Origin of the sequence: Nesterenkonia sp. AN1, assembly GCF_000582475.1 — a bacterium.
GTDB classification, from domain to species: Bacteria; Actinomycetota; Actinomycetes; order Actinomycetales; family Micrococcaceae; genus Nesterenkonia; species Nesterenkonia aurantiaca.
Genome location: NZ_JEMO01000001.1, coordinates 68,942 through 85,757, shown reverse-complemented (window position 1 = coordinate 85,757; position 16,816 = coordinate 68,942). Strand labels below are relative to the sequence as shown.

The following is a 16,816-nucleotide window of genomic DNA, read 5'->3' as shown; positions in this document are numbered from 1 at the left end:
ATACGTCATGCACTGCCCCCGGTGTGATTGCGTCTCTGGTCAGGCCGAGGTTTCAGGGAGTTCGGAGGTGCAACGTTACGGGTGGGGCCGCGGACTGCGCGTTGAACCACGAACCGTCACCACTGCGGAACGGGCATCCGACCCAGACGACGAATCGCATCACCGTCGTGGTCGCCCGGGACGAGAATGGGACCTCTGTCCCCGTTCGGAACCCCTCATGCCAGGCGAGGACCGCGGCCTCGCTCAGACTTCCGCCGCGCAGTGCGGGCACTGCCGAACAGCCTCATCGCCGACCACAGCGGAGGAGCCGTCCGCAGCGATGGCTGAGCCGGCCGCGTCCCTGATCTGATTCCGTCGATTCAACGTCAGGCGCAGGCTCAGGGCTGCGTAGTAGAGCATGTAGCCGCCGGACAAGACGATCAGCCACAGGCTCGGTGCGGGGTACTGCACAAGAATCAGCGCGTACAGGCCCAACCACAGCGTGGTCAGCGTCATGGTCAACCACCACGCGGTCTCGGTGCGGGAGGGGTAGACGTACTTGATCGGAACGAAGATGAGCACTGTCAGGGCAAGCAGCGTGGTGGTGGTCGCGGCAGTGCTCGCCCCGAGCACGATGAGGTAGAACGCCGCGATGTTCCAGTAGCTGGGGAATCCGACGAAGAAGTGGTCGTCGGTCTTCGCGTCGCTGCGGCAGAACTGATAGCAGGAGGCAAGCAGCGGGATGGAGGCCACCACGCCGCCGAGCCAGCCGCCCGGCAGATAGCCTGCGCTCCACAGGAGCACCATCGGCGCAAAGGCGTAGGTGATGTAGTCGATGATGTTGTCCAGCAGCGCACCGTCGAAGCCCGGCACCACCTCCTTGACGCGGAAGCGGCGTGCCAGAAAGCCGTCAGAGCCGTCGATGATCATTGCGGCGAGGAAGAGCCACAGCACGATCTCGACTTCACCGGCATAGGACATGTGCACCATCAGCAGCGCAAGGACCACACCCAGTGCGGTATAGGCATGGACCGACATCGCTCCCAGGCGATGCCAAGGACCGGATTGAGGCGGAGACATGGCCTCACCCTAGTCTGCTCGATGTGCCTGCGGCCAGATCGATCTGGCACACCATGTCACCCGAGGCTGCCCCCATCGCGAGCGTCGAGATGGATCTGCTGGGCCCACAGGACTCTGGGTTCTACTCCTCTATGTGGATGGACGCCGAGGGGCAGAAGTCCGCAGCTTCTCGGACGAGGTCGTGTTCTGCTTCGGGAGGACTCTCCCTGAGCAGCTCCACTTTGCCGTCGTCGGCACGCTGTGCGAACACGTTCGGTGCTGAGCGCACACATTGCCCGGCCGCAACACAGGTATCTTCGGTGGTCGCAATCTTCACGGCGACGGTCCCTTCTTCTCGGGGCGACAGAGTTCGTGACGGGCTTCAGGCAATGCGCCCACAGTGGGTGGTCTCAAGCTGCCTGCAACGGAACTGGTCCGTGGATTGAATGCTACGCGAGGTGCCTGCCAGCATCTAGACCAAGGGTCACAGCACACCGATGGAACCACGATTCATGCCCCTGCCCCAGACCGGACGGGGGCACGCCGAGGCGACGGTCCAGTTCGACTCCGCCCTCAGAGCGAACATCTGGGACGCGGCGTCAGGCCTCGGAAGGTGTCCACGGCACCGGACTCGATGCCATCGAGACCCTGTGTGAGGTGATGACTCAGACTTCAGGTGCGCAGGTTCAACAGCTCCGCCAGGTGCATCGCGGGGACATCGGCGAGGTCGTCAAGCTGGATCCGGCAGGACATACCGTCCGCCAGCACCACGGTGTCCCCGCCACGCTTCCGCTGGTCCCGCACGGCTGGCATGAGATAGGTCTCGGCCACCGCGACGGAGGTCTCATAGTGGCCCTTCTCCACGCCGAAGTTCCCGGCGAGCCCGCAGCATCCGGCGACCTTGGTGACCTCGGCGCCGGCCTTCTTCAGCAGCGCCTGGTCGGCCTCCCACCCGATGATGGCTGATTGGTGGCAGTGCGGCTGGGCCACGACGTCGACCCCGGTGAGGTCGGGCAGTCGCACCCGGTCCTCCTCCTCCAGACGGGTGAGCAGCTCAGCAAAGGTGAGCACTCCCGCGGCCACGATCCTGGCCTCTTCGCTGTCGGAGAGCTCAAGCGCGTCGCTGCGCAGCGTGGCCAGACAGCTGGGCTCCAGACCGATCACCGGCACGCCCGAGCTGATATAGGGCGCGAGCACCTCCACGGCCTGGGTGATCCTCCGCCGAGCCTGGTCAAGCTGACCCGTCGAGATCCACGGCAGCCCGCAGCAGCCCTCCTTCTGGATCAACCGAACCTCGAGCCCCTGGGCCTGCAGGTATTCGATCGCGGCCAGACCGGACTGGGGGAAGAAGTGGTTGGTGAAGGAATCCGCCCAGACCCACACATCGGGCTGCCCGCTGTTCCCAGTGGCCGCTTCGACCGCGCTGGAGGAGCTGGCGGTGTTCAGCCTCCCCGCAGCTCGGCGCAGCGTCCGGGATGCGAACTTCGGCACCGACCGGCGCTGATCGATCCCGGCCACCCATTTCGCCGCCGCAGCGAGCGGGGTCAGGGTCATCATCAGGTTTGCCAGCGGCGCCACCGGGGCGGCGAGCTTCGCCCAGACCGGGAGCCGTCCCAGGACGTAGTGGCTGCGCGGACGGAGCCGGCGCCGTGGACGACCCTCGGAGTCCCGGTCGTACTTCTGGTGCAGCGCCTCCGCCTTATAGGCGGCCATGTCCACCCCGACCGGGCAGTCGGAGGCGCAGCCCTTGCAGGACAGGCACAGGTCCAGGGCCTCGTGCACCGCGGGGTCGCTGAGGCCGTGCACCAACGTCCCGTCCATGGCTTCCTGAAGCACCCGAGCCCTCCCCCGTGTGGAGTCCTTCTCCTGGGTGGTCGCCAGATAGGAGGGACACATGACCCCGGTGGTCTTGGGCGCCACACAACGCCCGACGCCGGAGCAACGGTGCACCGCGGCACCGTAGTCGCCGTCGTCGTGCGGCATCAGCAGCCCGGGCCAGGGCAGCGTCTGCTTCGGTCGGGTGGGGCGGATGTCCTCGGTGTTGACCTGCGCTCCGGTGCCTCCAGGGTGACCGGCTCGGGCGCCCTGGAGCTCCGGGCCGGTGATGATCCCAGGGTTCAGCAGGTTCTCGGGGTCACAGATCCGCTTGGCCTGGGCGAAGAGATCCAGGGAAGTCTCGTCGTACATGAACGGCAGCAGCTCTGAGCGCACTCGGCCGTCGCCGTGCTCGCCGGAGAGCGATCCGCCGTAGACCGCGAGTCGTTCGGCGCCGGCCAGCATGAACTCCCGGAACACCCCGGTGCTGGAAGGATCTCCATGGTGAAACGGGAAGTCGATGCGGCAATGGATACACCCGTCGCCGAAATGGCCATAGGGGTAGCCCTGCAGTCCGAATTCCTTCAGCAGCGCCTCGAAGTCGCGCATCCAGGCCCCTAGGTGCTTCGGCGGCACGGCAGAGTCCTCCCACCCCGAATGCGCCGGGGTGGACAGACTGATCCCGGCCAGTCCGGCGCCGTCCTCCCGGATCTTCCACAGCGCGGCCGCCTCGGCGGGACTTTCGATGAAACGGGTATCGAGCGCGGCGGAGGCGGACTTGACCGTCTCGATGACCGCATTCGCCGCATCTCCTGCGGCTTCGACAAAGAGCCAGCTCTGGCCTCGGGGAAGCTGCGGCACCGGCTTGCCTGCCGAGCGGACCAGCGCCACCAGCCGGGAGTCCATCCCTTCGCAGGCGATCAGGCTGTTCGGGCCGAACTCGCCGTGGACCGCGTCGAGGATGTGCGGGACCGCGTCGGCGGCCTCGCTGACCGTGCCATATCCGAGCACCAGCAGGAGCCGGTGCGGGTCGTCACGGACCAGCCGCACCTCAGCCTCGAGCACCGAGGCCAGGGTGCCCTCGCTGCCGACCAGGAACCGTTCGATCCGCCCGCGGTTCTCCGGCAGCAGATGCTCGAGGCTGTAGCCGGAGACCTGGCGGCTGAACTGCCCGAATCGCGTGCGGACATGTCCGAGATTGCGCCCAGCGAGCCCGAGCAGGTGCTCCGCCGTCGCCCCCCGGGCCGATCCGCTGCGCGAATCGAAGCTGCCCAGCTCGCCGTTGCCGAAGAGCACGGTGGCCGCCTCGACGTTGTCCGCGGTGCGCCCGTACCCCAGCGCGCGTGACCCGCAGGCATTATTGCCGATCATTCCGCCGATGGTGCACCGGGAATGAGTCGAAGGGTCGGGGCCGAAGCGCAGACCATGCCTCGCCGCCGCTCGCTGCAGATCCGCGTGCACCACCCCCGGCTGGACCCTGGCGGTCCGGGCGTCCGGGTCGATGGAGATGATCCGTTTCAGGTCCCGGGTGTCGACGACGATCCCCTCGCCCACGGCGTTGCCGGCGATCGAGGTGCCGGCTCCGCGCATGGTGACCGGCACTCCCGCTGAGCGTGAGACCTCGTGGATGGCGTGGAGCTCCTCGACGTGCTGAGGCCGGACGACCACCTCCGGCACCACCCGGTACAGGCTCGCGTCGGAGGAGTACATGCTCCGGGCCAGCACGGAGGCGTCCACCTGCGAGACTCCCGCACGGGTCAGCTCATGGACCAGCTCGTGGGCGATGTCGGGCCTGCTCGTCAGCGTCACTGGGCCACTTCCTTGCCTCGCACCATCCGGCGCGTCCTAGAGCGTCTGGCGTCTCGATCGGGTACCTGCATTGTGTCCGACCAGCAGGCCCCCGTCACCCCCTGAGGAGTACTTCCTCTGAAATCTGCCGCACCCCGCGCGTCATGATCCGCAGCTGGCCCCCTCCGTACCTGATCCCCTCCGCACCTGACCCCTCCGTACCTGATCCCCTCCGCACGGATCCGTCGCATGCACATGCCATGTCCCATCGCTATTTCCGTCCAAAGCCGTGGGACCTGGCATCGGCATGCGACAAATCGCTGCGCGACAAACAGCTGCGCGAGACGCGCCTACGCGGTGACGGGCATCCCGTTGACCCTCACCGGAATGATCGGTGGCTTCGTGGTATTCCTCAAACCGTGGCGGTCGTGCCCGGAGATTGACGACAGCTCGGCAGGCTGCCCGGGGACATCGGGGGAGGCGACTCTGCTCGCACTCGCATTCTCTATCTTTGCCGCTGGAATAGTATTTCTGGTGACTTCACTGCTCACACAGACTACGCAATCCGGCGTCGCCCATGGACCCAATCGACCCAATAGAATCACTATGGGTAGCGGCAGTCTTTTGCAATCAATAGACTCCCCCGATGGGAGAGACCAGCAAGAAGTTCTGGACAGCCATCGTGCTCCTGCTCGGAATGAGCGGATTCACCCTGAGCGTGCTGGGCGCGGAGGACCAGACGGTGGGCGGCTTCGCCACGGTCGCCACCGTCCTCGGCGTGGTGGTCGCCCTGCGCAGTAAGTTCAACAAGCCCGCAGGTCAACCAGGAGGCGAGGAAGACCCGGCCCAGCCCCAGGGGCACCGGAGCGAGGTCGCCGCCGGGGACCCGTACGGCCGCTGGTGGCGGCAGGCTCGAGGCTAGCTCCCGAGCCCCGTGCACGCCTGAGAGCTCCCAGCTCTGCCAAGCTGAGGAGCACAGTTGCTAATCTTGGCCCATGTTGCCTTGGTTCGCGTGGATCGCCATAATCGCCATCGTCGTCTTCGGCGTCACCCAGATCGTGAGCATGGCCACCGGACGACCCCTGCCCTGGGGCTCGGACGCGGAGGAAGAGATCGAGGCGCTGCGCAAAAGGCTGAAGAAGCTGGAGAAGGAGAACAAGGGCGAACTCGAGGCACCGAAGATCCCCACCAAGTCCGAGGACAATATGTCTGCAGAGGACCGCTGGCGCCTGGACATGCTCGAGGCTCGCCTGGAAGAGCTGGAGCAGCGCAGACGAGATGACCGAGACAAGCAGGACGACGGCGGCAGCGCAGGTGCCTGAGACCGCCCCGCCGAACGACTCATGGGTCACTGCAGCACTGAGCGCGCTGGACGCCGCCCTGGGTTCGCCCGCGAACATCGGAACCAACCTGCACAAAGACGCACAGCCCGCCGACCTTTCCACCGGCGCTGAGCCCGCCGCTCCCCCGCTGGAGTTTCAACCCGCCGCCGCGACCGGCATTCCCAGCTGGACCTCACGTCACGATGTCCCGCCCGAGCTCGCGGCGGTGATTGTGCGCACCTCCGGATCCACCGGCACCCCGAAGCAGACGCTGCTTCCCGCTGCCGCCCTTCACTCCTCGGTCGCAGCCACCGCGGAGGCGCTCGGCGGGCAAGGGCAGTGGCTGCTCACGCTGCAGCCCAGCTATGTGGCCGGGCTCGCCGTGCTCGCCCGCAGCCTCGCCGCCGGCACCGCCCCGGAGCCGCTGCTGCAGCACACCACCGACCCGACGGCCTTCACCGATGCCGCGAGTCGACTCACGGCAGAGCGCCGGTACGTCTCCCTGGTCCCCACCCAGCTGCAGCGCCTGCTGGACCACGTCCCTCAGGATGCGGCGCTCACCACGGCGTTGGTTCGCTTCGACGCCATCCTGCTGGGCGGCGGCGCCGCCGCCCCGGAGCTGCTCGAACGCGCAGCCACACACGGGTTGACCGTGGTGCGCACCTACGGGATGAGCGAGACCTGTGGCGGCTGCGTCTATGACGGCCGGCCGTTGCCCGGTGTGCGGCTTGAGACGCAAGGCTCGGAGCACCCAGGCCCAGGACGGGTTCAGATCTCCGGGCCCATGGTCGCCGCAGGCTACCTCGAGGACGCGGACCTGACCGCGGCGCACTTCGACATCAGCCCCGAGTCCGGGCAGCCTCGCTTCCTCACCGATGATCTCGGCGAGGTCCGCACCGACGCCTCGGGTCAGATGCTGCGCATCGCGGGCCGCGCCGACGACGTGATCAACACCGGTGGGATCAAGGTCTCCGCCGAACGCGTCCGCTCGGTCCTGCTGGAGCATCCGCAGGTCCGTGAGGCCTTCGTCGGCCCCGTCCCGGACCCCGACTGGGGACAGACGATCAGCGCCGCCGTCGTGCTCACGGGAAGGCCCGGTGCCGAGGTGATCCAGCAAGAGCTGCAGCAGCTGGTCCGGGGCTCCCTGGGCCGGGCGGCGACGCCCAAGCGAGTGCTGATCCTCCCTGAGCTGCCGCTGCTGGTCAGCGGCAAACCGGACCGCAGACGCTGCTGCGGCTGCTCGGTGCGCCGCCGTCCTGAGTCGATCTGCCGCGGCGTCCGCCGAAGACCGGGATGGCGCTCGAAGACCCGGGGGACGCCGTCGGGAGCCCGTGCAGCGGCCCGACACGGGACTATCGAGGAATCAAATACCGACAGAACCGCGCTTCAACGCGTAAGAAGACAGCAACGAGAGGACACGATGTGGCAACTGTGAAGGAATGGGTCGCGGGAGCGCGGCCGCGGACCCTGCCGCTGGCGGTGGCTCCGGTGATCATCGGCTCCGCCGCCGCGCACGCCATCGAGAGCTTCGATCTGCTGATCGCCGCGCTCGCTCTGGTGGTGGCGCTGGCGCTGCAGGTCGGCGTCAACTACGCCAATGACTACTCCGACGGCATCCGCGGCACCGATGATGTGCGCGTGGGCCCGATGCGCCTGACCGGATCCAAGGCGGCCGAGCCCCGGCAGGTCAAGGACGCCGCCTTCCTCAGCTTCGGGCTGGCCACGCTCGCCGGGCTGATCATCGTGATCCTGAGCGCACAGTGGTGGATGCTCGCCGTGGGAGCCGCCTGCGTGCTGGCCGCCTGGTGGTACACCGGCGGATCTCGGCCCTACGGCTACCGCGGACTCGGCGAGATCATGGTCTTCGTCTTCTTCGGACTGGTGGCCACCCTGGGCACCACCTGGGCGATGGCGAGCGAGCTGAGCGTGGGCGCCGGGATCGGCGCCGTCGGATCGGGACTGGTCGCCGCGGCGCTGCTCATGGCCAACAACGTTCGGGACATCCCCACGGATCGGGAGGCCGGGAAGGTGACGCTGGCCGTCCGGCTCGGGGAACGCCGTGCCCGGTTCGGCTATGTCGCCATGGTGGGCGTCGCCCTGCTGCTGCCGCTGGCACTCCTGGTGCACAGCTGGTGGTTCCTGCTGGTGCTGCTGGCCTGGCCGCTGGCGCTGGGGCCGGCGCGGATCATACTCTCACCCGAGAAGAAGGGGCCCGCGCTGATCAAGGTGCTGCAACTGACCAGCCTGATCGGCATGGCCTTCGCGCTGACCTACTCGGCGGCGCTCATCCTCAGCTGAGGTCGCCCCCACTGGCTTCCGGCCGGATGACCTTCCGGCGCAGCACTCCGGCGCAAGACCTCAGCCCTGAACTGCGGCTCTGAAGCTCGGCTCTGAACCTCAGCCCTGAACCTCGGCGCAGCAGCTCAACGCAGCAGCTCGACTCTGGGCTTCAGCTCCGCGATGCCGGCCGAGGGCCGGCGTCGTCGCCGTCGTCATCTGAGGACTTCTTCCGGCTCTCACCAGTCTCCCCAGTCGTGGGGCGACCATTGCTGGGGCGACCGTTGCTCGCGTCGCCGTCCTGGGAGCCGGGCTTCGGCGTGGTCCCGGAGGAGCCCTCGCCGGCCGCGGCCGCATCGGCTGCGTCGCCGAGCTCCTTCTCCCGCTCATCCTTGCTGCGGTCGTTGAGCTCTCGCTCCTTGCGGCGGGCCTCCGCCTCGCGCTGGCGCTGTTCCTCCGCGCGCTGACGCTGGCGCCGCTGGATCTCCACCTGGCGCAGGAAATCGGGGTCGTCATCGGGTGAACGGGGCCGGCGCGGGGCCTGCCCGCCCCGCTTCGGGGAGCGCACACGTCCGAAGCCCAGCCAGAGGCTGGCGCCGATGATCGGCAGCAGCACGATCACCGCGATCCATGCCACCTTCGGCATGACCCGGATCCGATGCCGTGGGGTCTGCAGGCATTCGACCAGGCTGTAGATCAACAGCCCCAGCCCCACGATTCCCAAGCCGATAATTAACCTGATCATCTCTCCAGCGTAGTTGATCCGTGAGCTCGGATTCACCAGCGAGCAGACCTAGACTGGGGTCATGTCTGTGCTGAAATATTCCCTGCTCCGCCTCGGTGCCTTCTTCATCGTCTTCGCCGCCTGCCTGCTGCTGGATCTGGGCCAATATACGATCTTCTTCGCCCTGGTCATCGGGCTGGTCGTGTCCTGGGCGCTGGGCTATCTGTTCTTCAACCGGCTTCGTCTTGAGGCAGGCCAGGAGCTGGCGCGGCGCTTCGGCGGAGACCGGAAACTGGGCAGCACGGAGCTCGACGACAACCAGGCGGAAGACGCCCTGGCGGAGGACTTCCACCTCACCCAGGAGCAGCTCCGCGCGCAGCAGCGCAGCGCCGAGGACCCCGGCCCGGCCACCGAGTCTCCCCGGTAGTCAGACCGGGCGGGCTACTCCGGCAGACCGGCGTAGGAGTGCAGCCCGGGGAAGTAGATGTTGACCACGGCGTAGTTGAAGATGATGCAGCCGTAGCCGATGATCGAGAGCCAGGCGGCGCGGTTGCCGGTCCAGCCGCGGGTGGCGCGAGCGTGGAGGTAGCCGGCGTAGACCACCCAGATCACGAAGGTCCAGACCTCTTTGACGTCCCAGCCCCAGTACCGGCCCCAGGCCTCTTCGGCCCAGATCGCGCCGGTGATCAGCGGGCCCAGGGTCCAGAACACGAAGCCCACGGCGTTCATCCGGTAGGCCCAGTTCTCCAGCGAGGTCGCGGAGGGCACCAGCCGCAGGAACTGCCAGCCGCTGCCCCGGGTGGTCTCCCCGGCGGCCTGGGCCAGTTCGCGGCGGTGCTGGATGAGCTGCAGCACGTTCATCGCGAAGGTCAGGGTGAACAACGAGATCGCCAGCACCGCGAGCGAGACATGGATCGCGATCCAGGGGCTCTGCAGTGCGGGCTGGACGTGGGCCACCGGGGTGGGGAACCCGATCGTGGCCGCGGCCATCATGGTGACCACCAGACCCAGCGCGAAGGTCCCCAGGAAGCGGACGTCCTTGCGGGTGAGCACCAGCAGGTACACCGCGGCGACCACCAGGCCGCCGGTGGCCAGGAACTCGTACATGTTCGCCCAGGGAACCCGGTTCGCGGCGATGCCGCGGGCGGCCACGGCGAAGGCGTGGGCGGCGACGCCCAACACGGTCAGGGCGACCGCGACATTGGCGAACGGACGGGAGGTGCCCAGGTAGGCCATCTCCTCGTCGACCAGCTCATCGGCGGGGGCTGCCATCGGCTGGTCCGGGCCGGGCCCGGCTGCCGCGTCGGCGCCCTCGGCGGCGACCGCGCCGGAGGCAGACCCTGCCCCCACCAGCTCACGCTCGGCGGCGTTCTCCGCGGCGAGCTCGGCCTCCACCCGGCGGATGGTCGCGGAGCTGCGGATCATGTCGACGGCGAAGAGCATGAACGCGCCGGTGTAGATGAACGCGGCGATCAGCATGAACAGCTCGCTGTACTGAGCCAGTTCCATATTGATGGATTGCATCAGGATTCCTTCTCTGGGGCGCGCACCGGCCACTTCTTCTCGAACTGGGCACGTAGGGCAATGTTCTCATCTCGCAGCCGGAAGTCCTCACCGCGGGAGAGCAGGCCGTAGCGCACCAGGGTGCGTCCGGCCGGCGTGGTCTCCACGGTCACCCAGGCGCGACGACGGCGCAGGAACAGCGAGAGCACCAGACCGCCCAGGGCGGTCAGCGCGAAGATCAGCACTCCCTGCTGCGCTGGGTTGTAGTGGATGTCGATGGCGATGTAGTCCTGGACCCCGTCGAAGCTGATCGAGCCCATGTCTTCGGGGAGATCGTAGGTCTCGCCTGGGGAGAGCACGATGCCGCCGGCGTCGAGCTCTCGGGAGTTCAACGTCTCGAGGGACTCGGTGTCCAGCACGTAGACGTTCTGGGCGAGCCCGTCATCGAGACCGAGGTCGCCGTAGTAGGAGTTCAGCTGCAGCTCGGGGTTGCCCAGCTCGGGGTCCACCGAGACGGCCAGCCCGTCCCCGGCGTCCTGGGAGGTGGGCAGGAACAGCCCGACGAAGCCGAGCTGCTCGGGTGCGGCGTCGGGGGCCTTGATCACGGCCATGGAGGTGTAGACCTCGTCCTCCGGACGGGTGACCACGGGTCCGGAGAAGGCCACCTCGCCGTCGCCGTCGCGCACCGTGACCTCCGGGGCGTAGCCGTTGCCGACCAGGAAGACCCGGGCACCGTCCATGGTCAGCGGCTGGTTGACCTTGAGCTCCTCGGTCTGCGGCTCACCGTCGGCGCCGAGCCGGGTGGTGACGTCGGCGGTGAAGTCCAGCGCCTGACCGAAGTGCGTGGTCGACTCCCGATCGAAGACCCGCTCGAAGGCGTCGAGCCGAACCGAGAAGGGCTGCATCTGGTCTTCGCTGAAGTATGCCCCGGGGTAGAAGTTGTCATAGGCGACCAGGGCGTTGACGAAGCTCTCGTCCTCCACCAGGACCTTCTGCCCCCGGTAGCTGAACATCGAGCCCAGTGCCACGCAGATCAGCACGCCGACCAGCGCCACGTGGAAGAGCAGGTTGCCGGTCTCCTTGAGGTAGCCCTTCTCGGCGCCCACCGAGGTCTCGCGGACCTCGACCCGGTAGCGGCGGGATTTGAGGATCGCCGCGGCGTCCTGCAGGGCCGCCTCCGCGGCAGGACCGTCCTGGGCGTCCCCGGCGGCTTCAGACTGCAGCTCCAGCGCTCCGGATTCGGGGAGCCGCTCGAGCCGGCGTGGAGTCCGCGGCGGGGCGGAGGTGGCCTGTTGCCAGTGCTTCTTCGCGCGCGGCAGGATGCAGCCGATGAGCGAGATGAACAGCAGCAGGTAGATCGCGGAGAACCAGATGGAGGAGTAGACGTCGAAGAACTGCAGGAAGTCCAGCACCTCACCGACCCCGGGGTTGTCCTCGATCCAGGTGGCCACCGCGAAGGAGTCCTGTACCCGCTGCGGGAAGATCGAGCCGGGCACGGCGGCCACGGCGAGCAGCAGAAGCAGCATCAGGGCGGTGCGCATCGAGGTCAGCTGGGTCCATGCCCAACGGATCATGCCCTTGACCCCCAGCGCCGGGGGGCTCACCTGAGCCTTGTCGCCGCCAGGGCTGCGCGGGTCGTTCTCGGCGGCCTCGGGCGCGTCACGGTGCCCAGCCGGCATGTAGGTGTTCTCACGTTTTTCGGCCATCAGATGGGCAGCCTCACTTCATTGGCGAACCAGTCCTGCAGAGCAAAGACCCAGGTGTTCCAGATCCCGGAGAGCATCAGCAGCCCGACCAGGATCAGCACGGCGCCGCCGAAGCGCATCACGGCGACCTTATGCCTGGTGAAGAACGCCAGAGTGGTCATCCCGCGCTTGAGCCCCAGGCTGATCAGGATGAACGGGATGCCCAGTCCCAGACAGTAGATGAACATCAAGAAGACGCCGCGGCCGGGGTCTCCGCCCATCGGGGTGGCCAGGGCGAGCACGGCGGCCAGGGTCGGGCCGATGCACGGCGCCCAGCCGATGCCGAAGGTGGCACCGAGCAGCGGCGCTCCGAGCAGGCCGTCGGGCGGGCGACGTTCGATCTTGCGCTCGCGCTGGAAGAAGGTGAAGGCCCCCATGAAGACCAGCCCCATGATGACGACGACGCCGCCCAGCACCTGGGTCAGCCAGCCTCCCTCCACCCGGAGCCAGACCATGGCCTGGGTGAAGACCACGCCGATGAGCACGAAGACCACGGAGAAGCCCAGCACGAAGAGCGAGGCGCCGAGCACCATCCGGGAGCGACGCCGCTCATGCAGCTCCACTCCGGAGAGTCCGGTGACATAGCCCAGGTAGCCGGGCACCAGCGGCAGCACGCAGGGTGAGAGGAAGGAGACCAGCCCGGCGAGCAGCGCCACCGGGGCAGAGATCAGCAGCGAGCCGTCGAAGACGATCTCGGCGAAGCGGTTGTCGGCGGTGCCGGCCAGCGGCGCCGCGAGGGCCAGTGTGTCCGTCACCGTCGCGCTGGCTCCATGGTGGGAGCGTCGAGGCTGGCGGCCGCTGCGGAGGCCCGGGCAGCGTCGCCGGAGGCCGAGGCGTTGGAGTCCTCGGCGTTGGAGGCGGAGTCGGACTCCTCGTCCAGGGCGGTGTCGATCAGGGCGCGCAGCGTGCCGGGCTCGGCGATCCCCAGGATCCGTGCGGAGACACGACCCTGCTTATCCAGGACCAGTGTGGTGGGCACGGCGGAGGGCGGGACGTAGTCGGTCATGGCGAGCATGACCTCGCCGGTGCGGTCCTCCATAGAGGGGTACTCGATGCCGAAGGTGCGCTCGAAGGCCTCAGCCGTGGGCTGCGTGTCTCGAGTGTTGACCCCGTAGAACTGCACACCTTCCTCCCTGAACTCCTCGTGCAGGTCGGCCAGATCGGGCGCTTCCACGCGGCAGGGGGCGCAGGCGGCATACCAGAAGTTGATCACGGTGACCTCCCCCTCCCAGCGCTCTGGACCCACGGCTGTGCCGTCGAAGAGCGTGGATTCGAACTGCACCGGCTCGCCGCGGTCTTGCGGGGCCAGCTCCTGGACCGATCCGTCACCGGCGACGTAGTTGGTCCCGTCATTCTGCGCTCGCTGACTCAGCTCGTCATTGGCGGAGCTGCATCCGGCCAGCGCCAGGGCAGAGGCCAGTCCCACCGCGGCGAGCGCGCGTCGGAGGGATGTACGGGAGATTGGCTTGTCGTGGAGGGTCATGCGCTGCGGTGTCCAGATCTGAAGAGGGAGTCAGGGTCAGCCGAGCACCAATTCTACAGTCCGTAGAAGTACCCCCGGGCCAGAAGTCACACAACGGGATCGATGGACCGATCCGACGCCACGTCGGACTCCGGGACGACGCCGAGGTCCGGCGCTGAGCTCAGTCGCTGAGGTCGGCGGGCGTCATGCGCCGGGGAGGTTGGCGGCGTCTTTGAGGAGCTCATGGTTGGGCTCGGCATAGCTCACCGATTCCACACCGTCGGCTCCGATGTGCAGGGAGGTCACCGAGGTCAGCGAGCATTCCCGGTCACGCGGGTCGTGGAAGAGCGGGCGGCCTTCGGCCCAGAGCCGGGTCACCCAGATCGGCAGCTGGTGGGACACGACGACGACCTCGGCGCCCTCACCGTGGGTGGCGACGGCCTCCTCGGAGAGGTCCTTCACGGCGGCGAGCACCCGGGCGACCTGGGCCTTATACGGCTCACCCCAGGAGGGACGCAGCGGATTGACCAGCAGCGGCCACCAGCGCGGGTTCTTCAGCTGCTGCTTGACCTGGGCCAGGCCCTCGAAGGCATTCTCGGCCTCCAGCACCCGATCTTCCACTGTGACGCTCAGTCCCAGTCGTGCGGAGATCGGTGCCACCGTCTCCTGGGCCCGCTGCAGCGGTGAGGCGGCCAGCATATGGACCTCCCGGCCCGCCTCGGCACGCTCCTGGAAGTAGTCGGCGATCCCGTCCGCCATCTGCCGCCCCAGCTCAGAGAGTCCGAATCCGGGCAGCCGTCCATAGAGCACCTTGTCTGGATTGTGAACCTCACCGTGTCGGACCAGGTGCACCGTGGAGCCGATACGAGGTGCTGTGGACGAATCCGTCATATCCCGAGGTGTCATGGGGCACAGTCTTGCAGAGATCTGCGCGGAGGCCGCACTTCTGAGAGCTCCCAGGGTGGGGCGCGAACCCGGCCGCCGATACAGTAGTGCTGAGATCGGACCGTGGCAGCGTCGCGCGTCCTGCGGGCGCCGTGAGCGCGCTGCCCAGGACCGGACGCAGAGGAGGCACAGCATGAGCAGCACACCCGAAGAGAGTCGCCCGCCGGAGCAGCCCCGTTGGGGTCAGCGCCGACCCGAGGGCTCGGTCCCGAACCCGCAGCCAGACCCGGGGTCTTCTCCCGACCTGGGATCTCCCCCAGGCCAGGCGCCACATCAGGGCCAGGTTCCGTCCTCGGGCTACGGCCGGTCTGCCGGGTATGGCGAGTCTGCCGGGTATGGCCAGCCCCCGAGCTACGGCCAATCGGGCTCCGGCCAGCCTGGCGCGGGACCGTACGGCTATGGACAGCCGCAGAGCCAGCCTCAGCCCGGCTACGGCCAACCCGGCCCCGGGCGCCAGAGCGACCTCGGCCCGGCAGCCGCTCCCACCAGGAAGCCGAAGCGACCGCTGACGCTGATCCTGGCCATGGTGCTGATGCTTTTGGCCGGCGCCGCGGCACTCACCCTGAGCGTTCTGAGCTTCCTCGACTTCACCTCCATGGATCCCCAGGACGTGGATCCCTTCTGGTCCCAGGTGGTGGAAGAGTCTCAGACCCAGCAGGGGCCCGGCGCCGAAGAGCTCAGCGTCGAGGACCTGATGCTCGGGTTCGGGGTCATGGCGATCCTGGGCGGGATCATCCTGGCTGCGCTCTACACGGTCTTCGCCTTCGTGGGCACCATGACCGGCAACGTCGGACGGATCCTCGCGACGATCTTCCTGGCCGGCAGCGTGTTCCTGATCCTCTTCGGCGGCGGGTTCCTGATCGTGACCGGACTGAGCCTCGCCGCGCTGGTAGCACTCTGGCTGCCCCCCAGCAACACCTATGTGCGCGATCGCAAGGCCTTCAAGGACCACTCCCGACCGGGAAGCCCCTATGGAGGGCCCGGTCAGCCTGGGCCACCGAGTACTCAGGGCTGGGCGCAGCAGCAGTCGGGCCCCTATCAGGCCAACCCCTACCAGCAGGCTCCGCCTCAGCAGGGCCCGCCCCCGCAGAGCCCGCAGGACAACCCCTATGGCGGATCTACCCCACGGTGATCCTGCCGGAGGCGATCGCTCGCAGCGTGTCCACCAGCAGCCGTCGCTCCTCGGCCTTGATCCGTTCATGCAGCGAGTCCTGGTCATCGTCCTCCCGGACCCGCACGGCCTCCTGCGCCAGGATCGGCCCGGTGTCGACGCCGGCGTCGACCTGATGCACGGTGCAGCCGGTGATCCTGACCCCGTGGGCCAGGGCATCGCGCACCGCGTGTGCGCCGGGGAAGCTGGGCAGCAGCGCCGGATGGGTGTTGATGATCGCGGCCCCCACGCCGTCGAGGAACTCCCCACCCAGGATCCGCATGAAACCGCTGGAGACCACCAGATCTGGAGTGTGGGACCGGACGGCTTCGGCCAGGTCGATGTTCCACGCGGAGCGGTCTCCGCCCTTGACCAGCGGCACCGCGAAGGTCGGGATCTGCGCGGCCTGGGCGCGGACCAGCCCGCCGCAGTCTGGGACGTCGGAGCCCACGGCGGCGATCTCGAGGTCCAGCTCACCGCCCTGCACCGCATCGATGACAGCTTGGAGATTCGTCCCCGAACCGGAGACCAGGACCACTATTCGCATGACCGCCAGCCTACTGCGGGTTCTGCGGCTCAGCAGTCCCGCCCCGGGCGGGGACCCGGATAGGGTGGTGGACCATGAGCACCCCATCACCAGGCCGGAGCCGCGCCACTGACCTTGATGAGTCGACGTTCCGCTTCTACGGCCGGTTCACCGGATGGCTCGTGCTGGCGCTGCTGCTGAGTTATCTGGGTCTGCAGCTGCCGCTGCCGTGGAGACTGCTCGCCGTGGTCGCCGGCCTGGTCGGCTTCGCCGGCGGGATCATCCTGCTCGTCCAATGCTTCCGCAAGCGGCTGCCGCTGATGATGCACATCAGTGCGATCGCGGCGCTGCTGTGCTGTGGAGTCTTCACCTTCACCGCCGGCTCGCAGGCCATCTTCTGGCAGGCCACGGCGGAGTTCGACGACTGCCAGGCCAGCGCACTGACCGAACGCTCGATGGAGCGCTGCCTGCTCGAGTACGAGGATGGAATGATGAGCTCGATCCCGGGCTTCGGACGCTGA

General features: G+C 67.8%; 17 protein-coding genes. 7 read left to right on the top strand and 10 right to left on the bottom strand.

What is annotated here, in order from left to right; all coding sequences use genetic code 11:
- Window positions 1-243: 243 nt before the first annotated feature.
- The 3 genes from BG28_RS00430 to BG28_RS00425 form a co-directional block, all read right to left on the bottom strand.
- The gene (locus tag BG28_RS00430; protein ID WP_152539166.1) at window positions 244-1,059 is read right to left on the bottom strand and encodes a phosphatidylcholine/phosphatidylserine synthase; all 816 of its coding nucleotides are present in this window, start codon (window positions 1,057-1,059) and stop codon (window positions 244-246) included.
- A 121-nt stretch (window positions 1,060-1,180) separates the two neighbouring features.
- The gene (locus BG28_RS14675) at window positions 1,181-1,375 is read right to left on the bottom strand and encodes a ferredoxin (protein ID WP_084479277.1); all 195 of its coding nucleotides are present in this window, start codon (window positions 1,373-1,375) and stop codon (window positions 1,181-1,183) included.
- Window positions 1,376-1,710: 335 nt separating this feature from the next.
- Window positions 1,711-4,662: an FAD-binding and (Fe-S)-binding domain-containing protein gene (locus BG28_RS00425; RefSeq protein WP_036473178.1), complete on the bottom strand. Its 2,952-nt coding sequence runs from the start codon at window positions 4,660-4,662 to the stop codon at window positions 1,711-1,713.
- 625 nt (window positions 4,663-5,287) lie between these two features.
- Here BG28_RS00425 and BG28_RS00420 point away from each other — a divergent pair.
- From BG28_RS00420 to BG28_RS00405, 4 genes are all read left to right on the top strand, one after another.
- Window positions 5,288-5,563 carry a hypothetical protein gene (locus BG28_RS00420; protein WP_036473176.1) on the top strand — a complete coding sequence of 92 codons (276 nt, stop codon included), beginning with the start codon at window positions 5,288-5,290 and terminating at the stop codon, window positions 5,561-5,563.
- Between the two features lie 73 nt (window positions 5,564-5,636).
- Window positions 5,637-5,963: a hypothetical protein gene (locus tag BG28_RS00415; protein WP_036473174.1), complete on the top strand. Its 327-nt coding sequence runs from the start codon at window positions 5,637-5,639 to the stop codon at window positions 5,961-5,963.
- The gene (locus BG28_RS00410; RefSeq protein WP_084479276.1) at window positions 5,920-7,398 is read left to right on the top strand and encodes an AMP-binding protein; all 1,479 of its coding nucleotides are present in this window, start codon (window positions 5,920-5,922) and stop codon (window positions 7,396-7,398) included. Before BG28_RS00415 ends, BG28_RS00410 begins: the two co-directional genes overlap by 44 nt.
- On the top strand, window positions 7,386-8,261 hold the full coding sequence (locus BG28_RS00405; protein WP_036473172.1) for a 1,4-dihydroxy-2-naphthoate polyprenyltransferase: 876 nt from the start codon (window positions 7,386-7,388) through the stop codon (window positions 8,259-8,261). The genes BG28_RS00410 and BG28_RS00405 overlap by 13 nt, the downstream gene beginning before the upstream one ends.
- A gap of 151 nt (window positions 8,262-8,412) precedes the next feature.
- Here the strand turns inward: BG28_RS00405 and BG28_RS14670 are convergent, their stop codons facing one another.
- A complete protein-coding gene (locus BG28_RS14670; RefSeq protein ID WP_235180895.1) occupies window positions 8,413-8,985 on the bottom strand; it encodes a PLD nuclease N-terminal domain-containing protein in 573 nt (190 codons plus the stop codon).
- Window positions 8,986-9,046: 61 nt separating this feature from the next.
- Between BG28_RS14670 and BG28_RS13990 the strand changes: the two genes are divergently transcribed.
- The gene (locus tag BG28_RS13990; protein WP_051500755.1) at window positions 9,047-9,391 is read left to right on the top strand and encodes a DUF4229 domain-containing protein; all 345 of its coding nucleotides are present in this window, start codon (window positions 9,047-9,049) and stop codon (window positions 9,389-9,391) included.
- Between the two features lie 14 nt (window positions 9,392-9,405).
- Here BG28_RS13990 and ccsB read toward each other — a convergent pair whose 3' ends face one another.
- The 5 genes from ccsB to BG28_RS00370 form a co-directional block, all read right to left on the bottom strand.
- On the bottom strand, window positions 9,406-10,488 hold the full coding sequence (ccsB, locus tag BG28_RS00390) for a c-type cytochrome biogenesis protein CcsB (protein ID WP_036473171.1): 1,083 nt from the start codon (window positions 10,486-10,488) through the stop codon (window positions 9,406-9,408).
- The gene (locus tag BG28_RS00385) at window positions 10,488-12,173 is read right to left on the bottom strand and encodes a cytochrome c biogenesis protein ResB (RefSeq protein WP_051500754.1); all 1,686 of its coding nucleotides are present in this window, start codon (window positions 12,171-12,173) and stop codon (window positions 10,488-10,490) included. Before BG28_RS00385 ends, ccsB begins: the two co-directional genes overlap by 1 nt.
- Window positions 12,173-12,967 (bottom strand): cytochrome c biogenesis CcdA family protein, encoded by a 795-nt coding sequence (locus tag BG28_RS00380; protein WP_235180894.1) that lies wholly within the window; start codon window positions 12,965-12,967, stop codon window positions 12,173-12,175. The genes BG28_RS00385 and BG28_RS00380 overlap by 1 nt, the downstream gene beginning before the upstream one ends.
- Complete coding sequence (locus BG28_RS00375; protein WP_084479274.1) at window positions 12,964-13,695, bottom strand: TlpA disulfide reductase family protein; 732 nt, start codon at window positions 13,693-13,695, stop codon at window positions 12,964-12,966. Before BG28_RS00375 ends, BG28_RS00380 begins: the two co-directional genes overlap by 4 nt.
- Before the next feature lie 183 nt (window positions 13,696-13,878).
- On the bottom strand, window positions 13,879-14,580 hold the full coding sequence (locus BG28_RS00370) for a histidine phosphatase family protein (protein ID WP_235180893.1): 702 nt from the start codon (window positions 14,578-14,580) through the stop codon (window positions 13,879-13,881).
- A gap of 172 nt (window positions 14,581-14,752) precedes the next feature.
- On the opposite strand from BG28_RS00370, the gene BG28_RS15225 reads away from it, so the two are divergent.
- Window positions 14,753-15,751: a hypothetical protein gene (locus BG28_RS15225; protein WP_152539165.1), complete on the top strand. Its 999-nt coding sequence runs from the start codon at window positions 14,753-14,755 to the stop codon at window positions 15,749-15,751.
- Here the strand turns inward: BG28_RS15225 and purN are convergent.
- Window positions 15,738-16,316, bottom strand: a complete 579-nt coding sequence (gene purN, locus BG28_RS00360) for a phosphoribosylglycinamide formyltransferase (protein ID WP_036473165.1) — start codon at window positions 16,314-16,316, stop codon at window positions 15,738-15,740. The two genes, BG28_RS15225 and purN, sit on opposite strands and share 14 nt — an antisense overlap.
- A gap of 74 nt (window positions 16,317-16,390) precedes the next feature.
- On the opposite strand from purN, the gene BG28_RS00355 reads away from it, so the two are divergent.
- Window positions 16,391-16,816: a hypothetical protein gene (locus BG28_RS00355; protein WP_036473163.1), complete on the top strand. Its 426-nt coding sequence runs from the start codon at window positions 16,391-16,393 to the stop codon at window positions 16,814-16,816.

Bases quoted from the DNA above. Each gene is read 5' to 3' on its own strand.
- BG28_RS00430 (WP_152539166.1), bottom strand. From the start codon at position 1,059: ATGTCTCCGCCTCAATCCGGTCCTTGGCATCGCCTGGGAGCGATGTCG.
- BG28_RS00420 (WP_036473176.1), top strand. From the start codon at position 5,288: ATGGGAGAGACCAGCAAGAAGTTCTGGACAGCCATCGTGCTCCTGCTC.
- BG28_RS00415 (WP_036473174.1), top strand. From the start codon at position 5,637: ATGTTGCCTTGGTTCGCGTGGATCGCCATAATCGCCATCGTCGTCTTC.
- BG28_RS00410 (WP_084479276.1), top strand. From the start codon at position 5,920: ATGACCGAGACAAGCAGGACGACGGCGGCAGCGCAGGTGCCTGAGACC.
- BG28_RS14670 (WP_235180895.1), bottom strand. From the start codon at position 8,985: ATGATCAGGTTAATTATCGGCTTGGGAATCGTGGGGCTGGGGCTGTTG.
- BG28_RS13990 (WP_051500755.1), top strand. From the start codon at position 9,047: ATGTCTGTGCTGAAATATTCCCTGCTCCGCCTCGGTGCCTTCTTCATC.
- ccsB (WP_036473171.1), bottom strand. From the start codon at position 10,488: ATGCAATCCATCAATATGGAACTGGCTCAGTACAGCGAGCTGTTCATG.
- BG28_RS00385 (WP_051500754.1), bottom strand. From the start codon at position 12,173: ATGGCCGAAAAACGTGAGAACACCTACATGCCGGCTGGGCACCGTGAC.
- BG28_RS00375 (WP_084479274.1), bottom strand. From the start codon at position 13,695: ATGACCCTCCACGACAAGCCAATCTCCCGTACATCCCTCCGACGCGCG.
- BG28_RS00370 (WP_235180893.1), bottom strand. From the start codon at position 14,580: ATGACACCTCGGGATATGACGGATTCGTCCACAGCACCTCGTATCGGC.
- BG28_RS15225 (WP_152539165.1), top strand. From the start codon at position 14,753: ATGAGCAGCACACCCGAAGAGAGTCGCCCGCCGGAGCAGCCCCGTTGG.
- purN (WP_036473165.1), bottom strand. From the start codon at position 16,316: ATGCGAATAGTGGTCCTGGTCTCCGGTTCGGGGACGAATCTCCAAGCT.
- BG28_RS00355 (WP_036473163.1), top strand. From the start codon at position 16,391: ATGAGCACCCCATCACCAGGCCGGAGCCGCGCCACTGACCTTGATGAG.